Annotated in this window: 17 protein-coding genes; 13 read left to right on the top strand and 4 right to left on the bottom strand. The window is 39.6% G+C overall.

Annotated features, from left to right (window positions below):
- Nucleotides 1-2 precede the first annotated feature (2 nt).
- Both HDE70_RS01485 and HDE70_RS01480 read right to left on the bottom strand, forming a co-directional pair.
- Entirely contained in the window at nucleotides 3-2,144 is a 2,142-nt protein-coding gene (locus HDE70_RS01485; RefSeq protein WP_183887604.1) for a glycoside hydrolase family 97 protein, read from the bottom strand.
- 86 nt (nucleotides 2,145-2,230) lie between these two features.
- Complete coding sequence (locus HDE70_RS01480) at nucleotides 2,231-2,569, bottom strand: gamma-glutamylcyclotransferase family protein (protein ID WP_183867796.1); 339 nt, start codon at nucleotides 2,567-2,569, stop codon at nucleotides 2,231-2,233.
- A gap of 236 nt (nucleotides 2,570-2,805) precedes the next feature.
- Between HDE70_RS01480 and HDE70_RS01475 the strand changes: the two genes are divergently transcribed.
- The 3 genes from HDE70_RS01475 (at nucleotide 2,806) to HDE70_RS01465 (ending at nucleotide 4,854) form a co-directional block, all read left to right on the top strand.
- The gene (locus HDE70_RS01475; RefSeq protein WP_183867797.1) at nucleotides 2,806-3,528 is read left to right on the top strand and encodes an SDR family oxidoreductase; all 723 of its coding nucleotides are present in this window, start codon (nucleotides 2,806-2,808) and stop codon (nucleotides 3,526-3,528) included.
- A gap of 18 nt (nucleotides 3,529-3,546) precedes the next feature.
- A complete protein-coding gene (locus HDE70_RS01470; RefSeq protein ID WP_183867798.1) occupies nucleotides 3,547-3,897 on the top strand; it encodes a nuclear transport factor 2 family protein in 351 nt (116 codons plus the stop codon).
- A gap of 228 nt (nucleotides 3,898-4,125) precedes the next feature.
- Nucleotides 4,126-4,854 (top strand): DUF1080 domain-containing protein, encoded by a 729-nt coding sequence (locus HDE70_RS01465; RefSeq protein WP_183887602.1) that lies wholly within the window; start codon nucleotides 4,126-4,128, stop codon nucleotides 4,852-4,854.
- A 14-nt stretch (nucleotides 4,855-4,868) separates the two neighbouring features.
- Here HDE70_RS01465 and HDE70_RS01460 read toward each other — a convergent pair whose 3' ends face one another.
- Nucleotides 4,869-5,618, bottom strand: coding sequence for a DeoR/GlpR family DNA-binding transcription regulator (locus HDE70_RS01460; RefSeq protein ID WP_183867800.1), 750 nt, complete (start codon nucleotides 5,616-5,618; stop codon nucleotides 4,869-4,871).
- Between the two features lie 122 nt (nucleotides 5,619-5,740).
- Between HDE70_RS01460 and HDE70_RS01455 the strand changes: the two genes are divergently transcribed.
- The 9 genes from HDE70_RS01455 to HDE70_RS01415 all read left to right on the top strand — a co-directional run bounded on the left by HDE70_RS01455 (nucleotide 5,741) and on the right by HDE70_RS01415 (nucleotide 15,508).
- Nucleotides 5,741-6,916 carry an MFS transporter gene (locus tag HDE70_RS01455; RefSeq protein WP_183867801.1) on the top strand — a complete coding sequence of 392 codons (1,176 nt, stop codon included), beginning with the start codon at nucleotides 5,741-5,743 and terminating at the stop codon, nucleotides 6,914-6,916.
- Nucleotides 6,917-6,986: 70 nt separating this feature from the next.
- Complete coding sequence (locus HDE70_RS01450; RefSeq protein ID WP_183867802.1) at nucleotides 6,987-7,571, top strand: gluconate 2-dehydrogenase subunit 3 family protein; 585 nt, start codon at nucleotides 6,987-6,989, stop codon at nucleotides 7,569-7,571.
- A 22-nt stretch (nucleotides 7,572-7,593) separates the two neighbouring features.
- A complete protein-coding gene (locus tag HDE70_RS01445) occupies nucleotides 7,594-9,294 on the top strand; it encodes a GMC oxidoreductase (RefSeq protein WP_183887600.1) in 1,701 nt (566 codons plus the stop codon).
- A gap of 9 nt (nucleotides 9,295-9,303) precedes the next feature.
- Nucleotides 9,304-10,179 (top strand): sugar phosphate isomerase/epimerase family protein, encoded by an 876-nt coding sequence (locus HDE70_RS01440; RefSeq protein WP_183887598.1) that lies wholly within the window; start codon nucleotides 9,304-9,306, stop codon nucleotides 10,177-10,179.
- A 167-nt stretch (nucleotides 10,180-10,346) separates the two neighbouring features.
- The gene (locus HDE70_RS01435; protein WP_183887596.1) at nucleotides 10,347-11,291 is read left to right on the top strand and encodes a RagB/SusD family nutrient uptake outer membrane protein; all 945 of its coding nucleotides are present in this window, start codon (nucleotides 10,347-10,349) and stop codon (nucleotides 11,289-11,291) included.
- A 202-nt stretch (nucleotides 11,292-11,493) separates the two neighbouring features.
- Nucleotides 11,494-11,892 carry a hypothetical protein gene (locus HDE70_RS01430; protein ID WP_183887594.1) on the top strand — a complete coding sequence of 133 codons (399 nt, stop codon included), beginning with the start codon at nucleotides 11,494-11,496 and terminating at the stop codon, nucleotides 11,890-11,892.
- 121 nt (nucleotides 11,893-12,013) lie between these two features.
- A complete protein-coding gene (locus HDE70_RS01425; protein WP_183887592.1) occupies nucleotides 12,014-13,747 on the top strand; it encodes a tetratricopeptide repeat protein in 1,734 nt (577 codons plus the stop codon).
- 1 nt (nucleotide 13,748) lies between these two features.
- On the top strand, nucleotides 13,749-14,522 hold the full coding sequence (locus HDE70_RS01420; protein ID WP_183887590.1) for a LytR/AlgR family response regulator transcription factor: 774 nt from the start codon (nucleotides 13,749-13,751) through the stop codon (nucleotides 14,520-14,522).
- A gap of 143 nt (nucleotides 14,523-14,665) precedes the next feature.
- A complete protein-coding gene (locus HDE70_RS01415; protein ID WP_183887588.1) occupies nucleotides 14,666-15,508 on the top strand; it encodes a hypothetical protein in 843 nt (280 codons plus the stop codon).
- Nucleotides 15,509-15,538: 30 nt separating this feature from the next.
- Here the strand turns inward: HDE70_RS01415 and HDE70_RS01410 are convergent, their stop codons facing one another.
- A complete protein-coding gene (locus HDE70_RS01410; RefSeq protein WP_221301992.1) occupies nucleotides 15,539-16,516 on the bottom strand; it encodes an NmrA/HSCARG family protein in 978 nt (325 codons plus the stop codon).
- Nucleotides 16,517-16,627: 111 nt separating this feature from the next.
- Between HDE70_RS01410 and HDE70_RS01405 the strand changes: the two genes are divergently transcribed.
- Entirely contained in the window at nucleotides 16,628-17,005 is a 378-nt protein-coding gene (locus tag HDE70_RS01405) for a winged helix-turn-helix transcriptional regulator (protein WP_183867833.1), read from the top strand.
- The last annotated feature ends 372 nt before the right edge of the window (nucleotides 17,006-17,377 follow it).

The raw sequence follows: 17,377 nt of genomic DNA, 5'->3' as shown, positions 1-17,377 counted from the left end.
AACTATAGTTTTTTCAATCCTTTAGTGGTTGTCTGATCCGCTATTTTAAAGCTGATCGCATAACCACCACCCGGAGCACAAAACTGAGCCAGCTTTGATTTATTGGTTACCAAGACCTTACGGATAGTATAAGCCTGAGGATTCGTCTTATAGTGTGCGTCTTTTGCATCAGCATAAATAGTAGCCTCATATGTTTTACCGGGTGCCAAGAAGCTGAAAGAGATGTTGGATACACGTGGATTATCACCATTTACACTTCCTGCAAACCATTGCCCTGTTCCCTTTGCCATACGTGCAACAGTTACATACTGGCCGGGTTCTGCTTCCAGATATTTACTATCGTCCCAATCCACTGCTACATCCTTAATAAACTGAAAAGCATCGGGAAACCTTTCATAATTCTCAGGTAAATCAGCTGCCATCTGCAACGGACTGTACATGGTTAAATAAAGTGCAAGCTGATTCGCAATCGTACTGTTTACATGAGAATGATTACCTGGGTTAAGTTTGCTGATGTCCATCTCAAAAATCCCTGGTGTATAATCCATTGGCCCACCAATTAAACGTGTAAATGGAAGTACAGTAACATGATTTGGTTTAGATCCTCCAAAAGCCTGGTATTCTGTACCTCTTGCAGATTCATTGCCAATCAGGTTAGGATAAGTACGTGCAATACCTGTTGGGCGTACCGCTTCGTGCGCATTAACCATGATCTTATATTGAGCAGCTTTTTCCACTGCATATTGATAATGGTTTACAATCCACTGGCTATAATGATTTTCGCCTCTTGGCAGGATATTACCTACATAACCACTTTTAACTGCGTCGTAACCATTGGCTTTCATATATTTATAAGCCGTATCAATGTGACGTTCATAATTGCGCACTGAACCTGAAGTTTCATGATGCATAATCATTTTTACACCTTTAGATTTCGCGTAGTCTCTTATTTCAGAAACATTAAAGTCAGGATAAGGGGTAACAAAGTCAAATACATAATCCTTTGAGTGACCGTACCAGTCTTCCCAACCTTCATTCCAGCCTTCAACCAGTATACCACCAAAACCATTTTTAGCAGCAAAATCAATGTATCTTTTTACATTAGCCGTGTTTGCACCATGTTTGCCATTTGGTTTAGCTTTTGAATAATCAGTAATGCCAAGTTGTACTGAAGGATACTCATCTGTATAAGCCCATGTAGACTTTCCGGTAATCATTTCCCACCATACACCAACATATTTGATTGGTTTAATCCATGAAGTATCTTCTATCTTATCCGGATCATTCAGGTTATAAGTCATTTTTGAAGCCAGAATATCACGGGCATCATCACTTACCATAACTGTCCGCCATGGCGAATTAGCTGGTGCCTGCATATATCCTTTATCTCCTTTAACATCTGGTGTAAGCCACGATTCAAAAATCATGTTTTTATCATCCAGATTCAGGTGCATACACGCATAATTGATCAACGCAGCTTCATGTAAATTGATATATAATCCATTGCTGGTTTTCATCATTAAAGAAGTCTGAACACCAGTTGGAGAAAAAGAAGTCTGAGAAAGATTTTCTGTTCTGTTTTTTGCAGCCAGTTCTCTTATTTCAGAAAGTTTTGAAGTCGTATAATCATATTCTTGGGTATCATAATCTCCAGCGATCCAGAATGCAGTATGATCACCTGCCATTGCAAACTGGGTTTTCTCTTCTTTGATTACAAAATAAGTCAGGTTTTTCTGTGCCGGAAATTCATAACGGAATCCCAAACCTTCATCAAACATTCTGAAACGGATAATCATGACTCTGTTAGTTTCTTTCTGATTCAAAGTAACTGCTAATTCATTATAGTGGTTACGGATAGTTTTCACTTCCCCCCAAACTGGTTTCCAGCTTTCATCAAAAGAGGAAGTTTTAGTATCGGCTACAGTAAAGTCTGAAAGCAAAGAGTTTTTATCATCTTTAAGTTCCAGTCCGAGTTTACTTGGCTTAATTACATCTTTATTTTTATAAATCAGGCTGTAACTCGGCTTACCACCGCTTTCCAGTACAAAAGTCATCGTCAGTTTTCCATCCGGAGACTTCAGTTGCTGGGCTTTGGCAATAGTTAAACTGCCCCATAAACACGCTATTAAAATTAGCTTCTTCATATTATATATTGTTGTTATTACTAGATTTTCTGAACCTTATTATCCTGGTTATCAATTTTTACAAAAATAGCTGAAGTACTGGTAATCTATGCATTTATATATACCCAGGCCTTTTTTCCTGATTCCAGTATTACCTGTACCCTTTTATAATCGTCAACTTCATATTCATCTGTTCGTTTAAGTTCATCAGCTGAAATTTCAAAAACCATCCCATCAACTACATCGGTTACAATACCTGTATGTTTGACCATAGGATGATGTGCAGCCCCACTTAAGGCTATTACTGCTGCATCAGTAATTTCAATCATAGACAGGGTATATCCAGTTAGCTTATCCAATTGCCCTTCCAGCGTTCTGCCGTAGTTTTCTATCTGTACACTTTTGTGCTGTAGAGTTCCGTAGGAAAATAAATTTTCAGTATTCATGTTTTTTACTCAATTTTTTAACTGTACTATATCTTCTCCAAAAGGAATATAAAGATCCCGGATCAAGAAGATTGCGAATATAGTTACCAAAACCATTTTCCCCGCAAAATTTATCAAGGTTACCTTTTAGCTATAAACCAAATTTGGTTTATATGAATTAAATTTCAAGATTTGAATATTTATTCTATTATATTTAGTAATGGTCTACTGTACATCATTTATAAGCTATAATAAAGATGAAAATATCAAACAATAAAATCTTAATTACTGGCGGCGCCAGTGGTATTGGCCTGGGGCTTGCAGAGCGATTCATTAAAGAAAACAATACCGTTATTATTTGTGGCAGGCGCGAAGCAACATTAAAAGAAATTGCGGACAGATTTCCTTCTATAATTACTAAAGTCTGCGATCTGGATATTGAAGCAAATCGCATAGACCTGTACAATTGGATTGCAGAAAATCATCATGATCTGAATGTACTGGTTAACAATGCTGGTGTACAAAACTGGATGGATATTTCAGACCCTGACTTTTACCAAAAGGCTACTCATGAAATCACAACAAATATTGTAGCCCCCGTTCATTTAGCAAACCTGTTCATCAACTTAAAATCTCTGAATACCATAATTAATGTTACCTCAGGATTAGCCTTCATACCACTTTCAAAAATCCCCATTTATTGTGCAACAAAAGCATTTATGCGTTCATTCACTCTTTCCTTGCGCCATCTCCTTAAACCGTCTTCTATTGAAGTGATTGAAATGATTCCACCAGCACTGAATACAGATCTGGGTGCAAAGGGCATACACGATGGTCACCCTGCTGTAAGCGATTTTGTAGAATCTGTATTTGAGCAGCTTAAACAAGGAAAAACAGAATTAACATTTGGAACGAGTGAAACAAGGGCAAATGCGAACAATGAAGTGATCAATGACTATTTTAATAAAATGAACCCATAATTAAAAAACAATTAATCAATGATTGAAAATAATAAAGATATTTTAATCAAAGCAAACGCAGCTATTACTGAAGGTGACTATGAAGGATTTCTTTCTTATTGTACTGAAGATACAGTATGGACATTTGTTGGCGAGGAAACTTTAAAAGGGAAAGAAGCTGTTCGGCAATATATGTCAAAAGCATATACAGAACCTCCAAAGTTCGAAGTCGACCACATCATTGGAGAAAGTGATTTTGTTACCGCAGTCGGGAAAATCAGCATGAAAGATAAAGATGGAAAAATTACGCATTATTCCTATTGCGACGTCTGGCAATTTCGTGAGGGTAAGATGGACAAATTAAAAGCTTTCGTTATCCAGGCAGAATAATATCAAAGTTCCTGAGCGCTCCTTTTAAGGATTGTGGAGCTGAGAACTGTATTGCATAAATACCCACTTCCTTTGCTGCTACCTGGGATTCCAGTCGAGCAGGACATCTCCTAAATCGAATATTATATTTTTAATTTTCATACATTTCAACTTATTGCAAATAAATGCAAAATTGCTTATATTCGCAAATAGAGTGTCCATTTAAATAATTGTCATACCGTATTTTTTATGAAAAAAATTACCGCATTATTCACAGTCGCAGTATTAACAGCAGCTATCATTACTTCATGCAGTTCTCCAAAAACTAAGGAAAACGAGCTTTCTAAGCAAGAGGAAGAGCAAGGCTATCAATTATTGTTCGATGGCAAAACTTTAAATGGCTGGCACCTCTATAATCAGGGTAATATTTCATCAGGCTGGATAGCTCAGGATGGGGAACTCAAATGTCTTCCTGGTACAGCTGCCAGGCACGGAGACCTGGTAACCGATCAGGATTTTGAAAATTATGAACTCAGCTTTGACTGGAAGATATCCAAAGAAGGAAATAGCGGGGTATTTATCAACGTAGTCGAACGTGCCGATATCCCGACTGCCTGGGCTTCAGGCCCGGAATATCAACTACTTGAAAAGGGGCATCATGATTACGACAAGGAAATGAAACGTGCTGGTTGTCTCTATAATTTCTCCCCCCAGTTAAATCCTGCCGAGGTCAACCCCCCAAATGAATGGAATCATTCGGTAATCAGACAACAGAATGGGAAGATTGAATTTTTGCTCAATGGCATAATAACTGCTAAAGAGGACTTTAACTCCACTAAATGGAGACAAGCGGTTGCTAATACTAATTTCAAGAATTTTCCGGAATTCGGAAAGCATCTGAAAGGACGTATTGCCCTACAGGATTGGAACAAGGGAATATCTTTTAAAAACATCAAGATAAGAAAGATAAATGGGTAACGCTGAGTCTGAAATCAGATAATCTTAAGGTTCTTAAAACGCAATTCATCCAGTTTGGGATCATCACTTGGAAGTTCAGTTACTAACACATTAATTGCTTGCAAGCCACAAACTACAAAAGATTCGTTTGTACCTATTTTTCTGCTATTACTGAGTACCACAACTGTTTTTGAACCTTTCAGCATGGCCTTCTTTACAGCTCCGTCCTCTCTTTTTGCCGAAGTTATGCCGAAATCTTTTGAGATTGCGCAGGTGCCCATAAGATAAAGATCAACGACAAATTCAGCAGCTTCATCACATGTTCTGGCACCTGTATTGGTTTGCGTATCCCTGTCATAGTTCCCGCCAAGTACAATGACCTCTATGTTCCGAAATCGCGTTAATAAAGGAACCAGGGCTATATTATTTGTTACAACTCTTAATGAGGCATTAGCTGGTAAACATTCCGCAACTGCGCATACCGTGGTTCCACCATCCATAAACACAGTCATTCCGGCCTTTAGTAAAGGCTGAACCTTCAAGCCGATTATCTCCTTCTCCGTAGATTGAAAATCAGTACGGTCTTGAAATGAAAGCGGATTCTTATCCCGTGGTATCGCTCCTCCTCTGACTTTTGATAAAAGACCATTTTCGTGCAGGTAGTCAATATCCCTGCGGATAGTGTCTTCAGAAACCAACAGATCCTCAGACATTTGACTATAACTAACAGTACCTGTGTTCTTCAAACTGGAGATTATATGCTCGAACCGTTTTTCTTTGATCATTTCACAACAAATATAATTCTTTCAGCCCATTGCATAAAATACTTGTCTTCTTAAAGACCAGTTATAATTCTCAAAAATAGCAAACATTTGCAAATTTGCAATTATTTGCATTAATTTGCCGCATGGATAATAACCAGATCACAACAAAAGCAAAAAAAGCAACACAATATATATTCCTGGTGTGTGGGTTTGCACTCTCAAGCTGGGCACCTATGGTGCCTTTCGCTAAGGAAAGGCTACACTTGAACGATGGTAACCTTGGACTGCTTTTATTGCTTTTTGGAACTGGTGCAATTTCAATGATGCCCCTGAGTGGGTACCTCTCTAAGCTTTATGGTACACGAATCGTTATATTGATTTCAGGACTGGTTGCTGCTATTTTCCTTCCGATATTATTATTGATGCCAAGTCCATGGACAATGGGAGCTGCTCTTTTTGTTTTTGGAGGGGGGATCGGTGTCATTGATGTGGCAATGAATTCACATGGTATCCACGTTCAAAACCGGTATGGGCGTCCTATAATGTCATCCCTTCATGGTCTTTTTAGTGTAGGTGGCTTATGTGGCTCTCTGGGGCTGGGATTATTGATGAGAGCAGGGCTCAACCCATTAACTGCTGCCATTTCGATTTCGATACTGCTTATAGTTATCCTGCTATGGAAATACCAGTTGCTGTTTTCCAAACAACAGGAGGGTGATATACCAGAAAATAATACACACAAGGAAAGTAAAATAAAAACAAAATCGGGATGGCTCAGTTCCAGCGTAATTTTTCTTGGCGCAGCTTGTTTTGCCGTATTTCTGTCCGAAGGTGCTATGCTCGATTGGAGTGCCCTTTTTCTAAAGGAGAGCAGAGGAATAGATGCAGAGTTTGCAGGAATTGGTTATGCAACCTTTTCAATTGCAATGGCAGCCATGCGCCTTCTGGGAGATCGCATAGTGGAGCGGTTTAGTGGTAAAACAGTAGTAGTTGGTGGTGGCCTCATCGCTGCCTTAGGGATTTTTATTGCGGTATCCACCCCCTGGATCCCAACAACACTTCTGGGCTTTGTACTTTTGGGGGCAGGTGCAGCAAACATAGTACCTGTCTTTTTTAGTGAGGGCGGCAGGCTTAAAGGGATACCCGCTTCGGCCGCCATTCCTGCGATAAGCACTATGGGCTATGCAGGACAGCTTGCTGGCCCCGCAATGCTTGGATTTATCGCCTACCACTTTTCCCTTACCGCAGCACTGACCTTTACAGGGATATTGCTTTTAAGTGTTGCCGTGACTTATGCATTCAGGAAACCCAATGTTTAATTGGACCCATCCGCAACCAGGATGAGCAAACGGAATTTTCCGCAAAAAGATAATTACTTACCTAAATAAAATGAAAAGAAGAGACGCATTAAAAAACGTTGCGCTCCTGCTGGGTGGAGCGCTTTCAGCGACCACTATGGGAGTTCTGTTCGAGAGTTGTAATGTTAAACCAGAGTTGGGTGAGCAGGTTAGTTTTTCACCTGAAGACAGGAAATTGCTGGCAGATTTTGCCGATATCGTCATCCCTGCCACACAGGATTCTGCGGGTGCAAAGCTGGCAGGACTTGGCCGGTTTATTCCGATGATGATAACAGATTGTTACCCGGAAAAGGAAAGGTCAGCCTTTTATAAGGGGCTATTGGAGTTCCGTAAAAAAGCATTAAGTGATTATAAAAAGGATTTTAGTGCAATGACCGTTACAGAGAAAAACCACTATGTTGGAGAAATCAGGGATATGGTGATTAAACAAAGTACCAATAGTACAGAGGGTTTAAGCCCGCTGAAAACCTTTTTTATACTTGGACGGGATCTTACGCTCCTTGGCTATTTTTCTTCAGAAATAGGTTGTACACAAGCGAGGGCGTATGTGCAGGTGCCAGGGAGGTATGATGGTTCTGCCGTACTGAAACCCGGTCAGAAATCCTGGGCAACTTAAAGTTAATTATAAACAACACATCATGAATATAAATACAAATTTAAAGGCTGAAAATACTTACGATGCAATTGTTGTGGGCTCAGGGATAAGTGGCGGATGGGCTGCAAAAGAATTAACCGAAAAGGGGCTTCGTGTACTTATGTTAGAACGCGGAGAAAACATAGAGCACATCAAAGATTACGATACTGCCATGAAAAATCCATGGGAATTTACACATGCAGGCAGGCTGACCGAAGAACAAAAAAGAACTCATCCTGTTCAGAAAAGAGACTATCCTTTTCAGGAAGCCAATGCGAAGTGGTGGGTAAACGACCTGGAGTGCCCTTATACAGAAGATAAGAGGTTCGACTGGTACAGGGGCTTTCATGTTGGAGGTAAATCCCTGATGTGGGGCAGACAAAGTTACCGGTTTGGCCAGGCGAACTTCGAGGATAATGCTAAGGACGGACATGGGGCAGACTGGCCTATCCGGTATGATGACCTGGCTCCATGGTATGATTATGCTGAAAAATTTGCAGGGATCAGCGGGTCAAAAGAAAACTGGCCCTTATGTCCCGATGGAAGTTTTTTACCGCCAATGGATTTGAACATCGTGGAAAAATCGGTAAAAAAAAGAATTGAGGAGAAATATAACAGGGAACGGATTATGATGATAGGCCGTGTAGCGAACCTGACCGTGCCGCACAATGGCAGAGGCAATTGTCAGTATCGTGATCTTTGCAGCCGCGGTTGTCCATTTAGTGCATATTTCAGTACCCAGTCGTCTACCCTGCCTGCTGCGGTGGCAACTAATAAACTGACCTTAAGGCCTTATTCGATCGTAAACCACATTATTTATGATAAGGATACCAAAAAGGCAAAGGGAGTAATGGTCATTGATGCACAGACACAAGAAACGATGGAGTTTTATGCACGGATCGTTTTTGTGAATGGCTCTACGCTTGGCTCAACTTTCATCCTCCTCAACTCAACTTCTGAGGCTCATCCAAACGGCCTGGGAAATGCCAGCGGACAGCTTGGTCATAACTTGATGGATCATCATTTCAGGTGTGGTGCATCGGGTGATGCAACTGGCTTTGAAGATAAATACACTTATGGGCGCAGGGCAAATGGAATTTACATTCCCCGGTACCAGAATATTGGCAATGACAAAAGAGATTATCTGCGTGGCTTTGGTTATCAGGGGGGCGCAAGCCGGGAGAACTGGCAAAGTGATGTCGCAGAACTATCTTTTGGTGCAGATTTTAAGAAAAAAATGACCAGTCCCGGCAAATGGACAATTGGTTTGGGTGGCTTTGGAGAGATGTTACCCTACTATGAGAATAAGGTTTACATCGATCATTCTAAAAAAGATAAATGGGGGCAGCCCGTGCTGGCAATAGATTGCGAATACAAGGAAAATGAGAAAAAGATGCGTTTAGATATGATCAATGACGCAGCAGAAATGCTGGAATCGGCAGGAATCAGAAACGTAAAAACCTTTGATGATGAATGTTTTCCGGGAATGGCCATCCACGAAATGGGAACAGCAAGAATGGGTAAAGACCCTAAGACTTCTGTGCTGAACAAATGGAACCAGATGCATGAAGTAAGCAATGTATTCGTAACCGATGGTTCATGTATGCCCTCAATCGCTTGCCAGAACCCTTCATTGACATTTATGGCTTTGACCGCCAGGGCATGTGATTATGCAGTAAAGGAATTGAAAAAAAATAATTTATAAAAAAACCATATGTTTAAATCACAGAAAAATCTATCAGGACTACTGCTTGTTGCAATCCTGTTCTTCACAGGAATATCAGCATCAAATGCCCAAAAAAGAAAAGACGTTGGTCTGCAACTTTATTCTCTTCGTGAACTATTGCCCAAAGATGTTAAGGGAACTTTGCAAAAAGTTTCCCTGGCAGGTTATACTCAGGTCGAACTTTACGGCTTTAGTATCAAGGATCAATTTTGGGGCTTGACACCAGTGGAACTCAAAAAGATCCTTGAAGAGAATCATCTTAAGCCAATCAGCGGTCACTTTAATATGACTCCTTATTTTAAGACAGGTGAACAGGCTGAGCTTAAGGCTGCAATCGATGCGGCTAAAATTTTAGGATTAAAATATGTTACCATTCCGTGGCTAAACCCAGATGTCAGAACCAGTGCCGGAGATTACAGGACCATGGCTAAAAGGCTCAATTATGCAGGTCAGCTCTGCAAAAATGCAGGACTGAAATTGGCTTACCATAATCATGATTTTGAGTTTATCAAATATGGCAATGAAACGGGAATGGACATCCTGCTAAAGAACACGGATAAAAAATTAGTCAATTTTGAAATGGATATCTACTGGGTTATCCGTTCAGGTCTTCAGCCATACGCATTATTTAAGGCCAATCCCGGGAGATTTGTAATGTGGCATATCAAGGACATGGATAAGTCAGATCCGACCTTGAATGCAGAAGTTGGTTCTGGCACTATCAATTATAAGGACATTTTTAAACAGGCTAAGCTTTCTGGAATGAAATACTTCTTTGTGGAACACGAGACGAACTATAAGCCGGATATGATTGGTTCAATCACCCAGAGCTGTACTTTTATTAAGGATCAGATTCTAAGGTAAATGAAAAAAACCTGTTCAGCTAGTCATTAATATAGAATAAAACAGGGACCTGAATTTAAAATTCAGGTCCCTGTTTTATTACCGCTGGCCTTTAAAAATTATTTGAACATTATAATCAGCGATTTTAACTTAAGTTAAAAACCGCAGCTATATTACAACAGGCAGCAATGAACACTAATTCTATTACCAGCCAGGAAAAACTGGGCATTCAGGGCTTTTCCAATACGGTTATCGCTTTCGAAATGCTCCATATTTTAAATATGCAAGGAAAAAACGGAATCCGTACAGACCTTACGAATTACTTAAAGCCAGGCCCTTTTGTATCGTATGAAGCAGGATTGACGACCATAAAAGCATTATTAGATAGCGCGGGTACACAGCTGAAACAAGCTGGAAACACATTTATGTTTAATGTGCCTCCAGGTTTTACAGGTTTTGATACGCCCCTGACATTTCTTCAGTTCAACCGTGCCATTGCTACCCGTGTCGCTATTTATCAGCAAGACTGGCAAGGTGCCCTGGATAATTTAAATGCTTCTTATTTCAAAATTGACGGGCCTTTGTCAACCGGGCCAGTATTTAACTGGAGCATACCTCCCGATGCATTAAACCCGCTTTACCAGTCCCTGAACAATGCTGTGTCTGTAGTTGCAAACAATTCTTTCATCACAGATGCTGAACCCGGTGATACACGTCTGAGTAAAGTGGCTCAGCGTAGTTCTGCACTTAACCTGGTTGGCATCACAGGTTCATATGACGTAAACCTATATCCTTCCAACTTAACACCGGTATCAATCATCCGCAATGAAGAATTAGTGTTAATTTATGCAGAATGTATGATACAGCTGGGTCAGTTCCAAAATGCTGTTCAAGCACTTAACATCATACGGACCAAAGCTGGAAATCTTCCGGCATACTCCGGTGCTTTAACTAAAGCTGATTTGATTGATGAGCTTTTAAAACAGCGGAGATATTCTTTATTTTACGAAGGACACCGCTGGATTGATATGCGCCGCTATGGCCGCCTGAATCAATTACCAATTGACCAACCCGGCCAAACCATTTTTGACGCTATGCCAAGACCGCTGGCGGAGCAAAACTGGGGACATTAAATATGAATAATCAAACACCTTTGTGTTCCAAATTCCCGATCTTGTTTGTGAAAAATCAAAGTCAATCCTTTCCCATTAATCAGTTTAACCTGGCAATTAAACACTTCACCCTCAAATTTATTCGCTTCAATTGAAAACTGACTTTCCCCAATTAAGGAACAATGCACCTTTGCACTATAATTAAAAATATAACCTTAGAAATATGAAAAAGTCAATTTTAATCTTACTATTTGGAATACTCTTTTTAAGTAATACCTACGCGCAGAAATATTTTGGAAAAACGTATACACCCACACAAACTGTAGAGGAGTTCTATGCTATTGCTGACGTCACAAAGGGATATACCGTTATGGGAAAAACTGAACTCGATAAAGGTTTTCGTTCATTGGAAAAGACCCAGGCAAAAATCATCGAACTGGCAAAACAGAAAGGTGCTGATGGCGTAATCTTTACGATGGATGAGGAGGTTGTGGCTACAACCAGTTCTGGTAGCGGGACTGTAAGTACAAAAAAGGAGAACAAAGCAACAGGTTTCTCATCTAACACTACCACCGATATCAAAGAAAAGAAAATCCGGGCAACATTTATTAAATACAAATAACTTCTTTCCCACAACAAGGCTGTTTTCAAAGGCGGCTTTGTTGTTCGCTGAAATTCCCTTGCAGCTTTTCAATTTTGGCTATCAGTTTTTTTAGATTAGGTTTGAATTATAAAAAACTGCTATGTCATCCAGGACTTTACAATTTTGCTTTACATTACTTTTGCTTTTTTCTGAGCCCATACTTTCAAAAGCAAATGTTCCTCAGGAGTATCCAGAGATTAATGCGGTAAATAAACTGGTCGCTGAGAAAAACTTTAAGGCTGCCACTATCCTGCTTGATCAGCTCATTTCTAAAAACAGAAAAACTAAAAACAAGGAATTTATAGCCAAACTTTATTCTACCTCTGGTAATTTAAATCTGAGCCAGCGAAATATTGATAAAGCACTGCAAGCATATTTCTTAAGCCTGAACTATCTTGATTCCACGCAAAATCCATTAGCGGTCAGTAAAGTTTATACTAATATAGGAACTCTATATGCTATTTTAAAGAATCTGCCTAAAGGAAAGGAGTATTACCTCAAGTCTCTGTCAATTAACAAAGAAGGCAATTCGGATCATTTAAAAACATTATCAAATATTGCCGGTGTGTATGTAGAATTAGCCGAAGATAACAATGCTCTGCAAAGCTTCAGCGCGGCTATTAAGCTTGCCGAAAAATTAACTGATCTACCGATGGAGGCTGTATTACAAACTAATCTGGGTAATTACTTCCTTAAAAAAAAGCAGTGGACAAAAGCTATAAATGCCAGTAAAAGAAGCATTCTTATAAGAACCCAGCTCAAACAACCTGTTTCGGTTATTACCCTGAACAACCTGGGATATGCATTGGCGCAAACCGGTAAAAATTCAGCAGCGATCAGTTACTATAAGACTGCATTACCCATAGCTAATCCACTGGAAAAGAAGCAGCTCTATTTTAACCTTTACAATGCGTCTAAAACAATGCATGAGCTTCCCGCAGCTTTGCAGTATATGGAGCAGTATAACAGTATCAGCGATTCTCTTACCCGGTTAAATTATGATAATAAGGTGGCCGAGCTGACTGCATCTTATGAATCCGCCCAAAAAGAAGGGAAAATCAATGCACTTCAAAAGGAAAATCTATTACAGAAACTACAGTTGCGTGAGCAAACTTACCTTATTCTGGCGGCAGTACTCATTGTGCTGCTCATTTCGATACTGCTTTATATGCGGATAAAAAATCACAATGTAAAAGAAGCACTCGAAAAATCACAGCTTAAACGGCAAATGCTCTTGCTACAACTTAATCCTCATTTTATTTTCAATGCGCTTCAGTCTGTACAACATTTTATCCGCAGCAAAGACCAGCAACATTCTATGGAATACCTGGAAAGTTTTAGCAGGCTGATCAGGTTAATCCTTGAAAATTCTGACAGGGATCTTATTCCTTTAGCTCAGGAAATTGAAATACTGGAACATTACCTGCATCTTCAGCAGCTGGCAAATGGTTCATCCTTCAGCTACCGGATAGAAACAGGGCCAGGTGTTGAACCCGAAATGATGGAGATTCCGGTCATGCTATTGCAGCCTTTTGTAGAAAATGCAGTAGTACATGGCGTTAAAAATCATCCACAAGGGAAAATTCTGATACGTTTTGAATTGAAACTGCGGAGCCTGCATATCTGGATCAGGGATAACGGAAACGATTTTCAAAAAACACCTGACTACAGCAATAATTCCCTTCACCGCTCAATGGGCATGACAATTTTGGAACAGCGTATAGCGGAACTCAATAAAGAGCGGCGGCAATATATTCAGTTATCCATAGAACACCCAGATTCGACAGCTATAGATTATCCGGGCACGTCAGTACATTTCAAATTCAATAACTAAAATGAGCGTTATACAAAATAGGGGAATTTCCTGCCTGTTACTGGAAGATGATCCTGCTGCACTTGATTTCATAAAGCAAACCCTGAAAATAAACTATCCTGACCTGGATATATATCCATGCAAAAATCTTGCGGAGGCTGATCTGTCCTTTAAACAACAGCAGCAAACACTATTTATTCTCGATGTAAACTTACCCGATGGAAATTGTTTTGACTGGCTGAAGGCAACCACAGAAGAAACAACTGTGAAATTCAGCGTAATTTTTATTACCGCCTTTGCAGGGTATGCTGTACAGGCTTTCCGGTTCAGTGCGATAGATTTTCTATTAAAACCCTACCTGCCAGCCGATCTGATAGTTGCAGTAGATAAAGCGCTCAGAAACATTAATGACAGCCAGTACCATAAACAGTTGGAAACCTTTTTCTATAACCACAATCAGCAAGTAAAACAAGCAAAGAAAATTGTTTTGAAAACCCTTGAAGAGATCTTCGTAATCCAGATTGCAGATATTCTGGTTCTGGAGGCAGACAATAGTTATACCCGCTTCAGATTGCATAACGGAACTTGCATCCTGGTTTCACAGCCCATCAAGGAATACGATAATCAGCTTACTCCGCTAGGATTTATGCGCGTGCACCAGTCTTATCTGATCAATCTCCAATACATAAGGACTTTCAAAAAGAAGAACAACTTCCTGGTGCTGGAAGGCGATTTAGAAATTCCGGTGTCTCAACACAAAAAGATAAGTTTAATGAGTTACTTAAATAATTTATAATACCCGGAAAGTTAATTACAAAACCAGCTTTATTAAATTCAAAGCAGATCGGCCCGGATACAAATCGGTTTGGTATGCTGCTATCTTTATAGTTCCGTACCACGTAAATTTGAGTAATCACTTACCAGGTTTACCAATAAGATATGAAACATAAAATATTAATATATAGCGTACTGATCGCCTCTACGTTAATTACACAGCAATCACATGCCCAGTTTTTTAAAAAGATACAGCAGAAGATTCAGGATAAAGTAGATAAAAAAGTGGACGATGTGATCAATGGCAATACAGGTGCAAATACAAAAACCTCCAGCACCGGTAATTCTCAGACAGGTAATTCAGGAAGTAACTTACCCAATATCGAAGAAGTCTATTCATTTACTCCCGCAAGCTCCGTGTTTTTTGTTGATAACTTTTCAGCAGATGCTACAGGACGGATGGCCAAACACTGGAAAACAAGTGGAACAGGCAGCGTAACCACTATTTCAGGTGTTCCTGGAAAATGGCTTGCCCTTTCTCCAAGAACAACTTATCGCTTAGAAAGCTTGCTTGCTATGCCGGGTAATTTCACAATCGAGTTTGACCTGATTACCAGAAGTACCGCAGCAAAGGATATTGGCGCTATGCAGTTTGGCTTTGCGAGGGATAACTCCAACAGAGAGTATATTTCAGATGCTTACAACAGCAACGCCATTACCGCATCGCAACTTCATTTCTGGAATGGGGAAGTCAATAATTCCAGCAGCGACACCAAAATTTCGAGTCCGCTTAGCTTTCCTTTAAACAATTATGCCAACGGACTGATCCATGTTGCAATAGCCGTAGAAGGTGAAAACATGCGGGTCTATATCAATAAATCAAAAGTAGTGGACACTGGTATGTTTAAAAAGGGGACTATTAAGTATTTTTACCTGAGTGCACCTTTCGATTACAGCTCGGATGCAATGGTTTACTTTGGAAATCTGGTAATGGCCAAGCCTATTTAAGTTTTCTGAAAATTATCCCATTAATTGGTTTTAATAAGAAATCTGCTCACCTTCCCAACCAGTACTTCGAAGAAACTGTTCCCAATTAAGGCTATTCTGGTTTATTTTACGGCTCCATAACAAATCACGATCTTCGCCGAAATAACCATAGTCAACTGCGTACTCTACCATACCCAGAATCTCCTTCACTAAAAGCTCATTTGAGCCAAAATCCGGGAAATAATGAAGCAGATTATCCCGTGTGAATGCAGAACTGTAAATAGCTTTCTTGCCTGTGACCCGAACAAAAGTATCTACTATTTCCTGAGGTGAAATAATATCGCCAATTACTGGCAGGGACTTACCGGCATATTGACCTGGATTAGAAAAAATCTCCAAAATGGCTGGCCCTGTGGAGGTAAGGGGGTCAACAAATGGCGCACGGAAATCCTTTGGTAAATAAATCGGAAATACAAGTGTATCCCCTTCTATTATAGGAGTATAAAACTCCATAAAATTAGTATAAAAAAAAGCCATGTAGATAAACGAGCTTGTGATTGGAAGCGTGCGAATATATTCTTCAATCATAGCCTTATCTGTAAAATGAGGAGCAAACTTTTTCCCTTGTGTAATCTTGTCTATATTTTCCAAACTGCTAAAGACAATATGCTGAACCCCTGCTTCAACCGCTGCGTCTGCTAACTGTTTACCCAACTCCATCTCGTGAGTTTGCGGAGGGACAATACTTGGCGTCATCATGAAAATACCATCCGAACCACGAAATGCTTCAACAAATTCTTTTTTATATCCCAGGTCAAGTGGTAAATTCACAAGTTCAGCTCCCTGTTCGGCCAAACAAATTGCCTCTGGTGAATCAACGCGCCGGGTAATTCCGCGTACCCGGTAACGCCCACTCTGTAACAGCGTATGTGCAGCACTACGTCCCTGTTTGCCCAAAACACCAACTATTGTGATAAGCGGTTTATCTTCTTGTTTCAGTGCTTCATTAGCTTTTAAATTCGATACCATTTTTTTATTATTTAAGTGAAATCTTATACTATAAAAATTATAGTTGCAAAATTATTTTTAGCACACTACATTTGCAATAACTATCCAAACAGATAGGTTAAAAAATGACAAATGAAAACAGAATGTATTGGTGATTATGTAAAACTAAAGGGGAAAGTTTATCCATGCACAATAAGTCTTGCGATGGATTTGATAGGTGGTAAATGGAAAGCGGTAATTCTGTATCATTTAAAAGATGCTGAAAAGCGTTATAGCGAGCTTCGCAAAGAAGTACCAAATGTTACCGAAATGACCTTGAGTTTACAGTTGAAACAATTAGAAAAGGACGGCTTAGTATTAAGGAAAGTATTTGGCAAAAAACCTCCTATTAAAGTTATTTACAGCCTGACAGATTTTGGAAAAACATTTATACCAGTGCTGGAAATAATTACCAGCTGGGGAAACCAGATAGTTTTAGAAAAAGGTGAATTTGTCAGCAACTCTTTTTAAATATAGCATGTGTACAGAGCATATTTTGATAGGCTATTAAGCCAACAACAAAGATAACAGCCGGATTTTTAAGCAGATTACCGGGAAGGCAGAGGTTTGGATATTCAATCTCTTTAAATAAATGTTTTCTGTTAATATAAATTAACAGAGTTTAAGCTATCTCATTATTGTGTCGCCCTATGGAGATAGGTTTTAAACGTAAATACTATGAAAAATTATTGCTTTGTGTTGCTGAGTATATTTATATTTTCTTGTTCTCAAAAGAAAGTGCGTTCAGCTATTATTCAAAATAAAGCGGGCTTAGATTTAGAAAAAATTGATTTCCACGCCTGGTTTTAGGCCAGCAACTACTGAAGATGTTTTTTATGAACG

The sequence above is a fragment of the Pedobacter cryoconitis genome (assembly GCF_014200595.1).
In the GTDB taxonomy this organism is placed as follows: Bacteria; Bacteroidota; Bacteroidia; order Sphingobacteriales; family Sphingobacteriaceae; genus Pedobacter; species Pedobacter cryoconitis_C.
This window is presented reverse-complemented; position numbering and strand designations above follow the sequence as displayed.

Excerpts from the sequence above, each read along its gene's own strand:
- HDE70_RS01485 (WP_183887604.1), bottom strand. The coding sequence starts at position 2,144 with ATGAAGAAGCTAATTTTAATAGCGTGTTTATGGGGCAGTTTAACTATT.
- HDE70_RS01480 (WP_183867796.1), bottom strand. The coding sequence starts at position 2,569 with ATGAATACTGAAAATTTATTTTCCTACGGAACTCTACAGCACAAAAGT.
- HDE70_RS01475 (WP_183867797.1), top strand. The coding sequence starts at position 2,806 with ATGAAAATATCAAACAATAAAATCTTAATTACTGGCGGCGCCAGTGGT.
- HDE70_RS01470 (WP_183867798.1), top strand. The coding sequence starts at position 3,547 with ATGATTGAAAATAATAAAGATATTTTAATCAAAGCAAACGCAGCTATT.
- HDE70_RS01465 (WP_183887602.1), top strand. The coding sequence starts at position 4,126 with ATGAAAAAAATTACCGCATTATTCACAGTCGCAGTATTAACAGCAGCT.
- HDE70_RS01460 (WP_183867800.1), bottom strand. The coding sequence starts at position 5,618 with ATGATCAAAGAAAAACGGTTCGAGCATATAATCTCCAGTTTGAAGAAC.
- HDE70_RS01455 (WP_183867801.1), top strand. The coding sequence starts at position 5,741 with ATGGATAATAACCAGATCACAACAAAAGCAAAAAAAGCAACACAATAT.
- HDE70_RS01450 (WP_183867802.1), top strand. The coding sequence starts at position 6,987 with ATGAAAAGAAGAGACGCATTAAAAAACGTTGCGCTCCTGCTGGGTGGA.
- HDE70_RS01445 (WP_183887600.1), top strand. The coding sequence starts at position 7,594 with ATGAATATAAATACAAATTTAAAGGCTGAAAATACTTACGATGCAATT.
- HDE70_RS01440 (WP_183887598.1), top strand. The coding sequence starts at position 9,304 with ATGTTTAAATCACAGAAAAATCTATCAGGACTACTGCTTGTTGCAATC.
- HDE70_RS01435 (WP_183887596.1), top strand. The coding sequence starts at position 10,347 with ATGAACACTAATTCTATTACCAGCCAGGAAAAACTGGGCATTCAGGGC.
- HDE70_RS01430 (WP_183887594.1), top strand. The coding sequence starts at position 11,494 with ATGAAAAAGTCAATTTTAATCTTACTATTTGGAATACTCTTTTTAAGT.
- HDE70_RS01425 (WP_183887592.1), top strand. The coding sequence starts at position 12,014 with ATGTCATCCAGGACTTTACAATTTTGCTTTACATTACTTTTGCTTTTT.
- HDE70_RS01420 (WP_183887590.1), top strand. The coding sequence starts at position 13,749 with ATGAGCGTTATACAAAATAGGGGAATTTCCTGCCTGTTACTGGAAGAT.
- HDE70_RS01415 (WP_183887588.1), top strand. The coding sequence starts at position 14,666 with ATGAAACATAAAATATTAATATATAGCGTACTGATCGCCTCTACGTTA.
- HDE70_RS01410 (WP_221301992.1), bottom strand. The coding sequence starts at position 16,516 with ATGGTATCGAATTTAAAAGCTAATGAAGCACTGAAACAAGAAGATAAA.
- HDE70_RS01405 (WP_183867833.1), top strand. The coding sequence starts at position 16,628 with ATGAAAACAGAATGTATTGGTGATTATGTAAAACTAAAGGGGAAAGTT.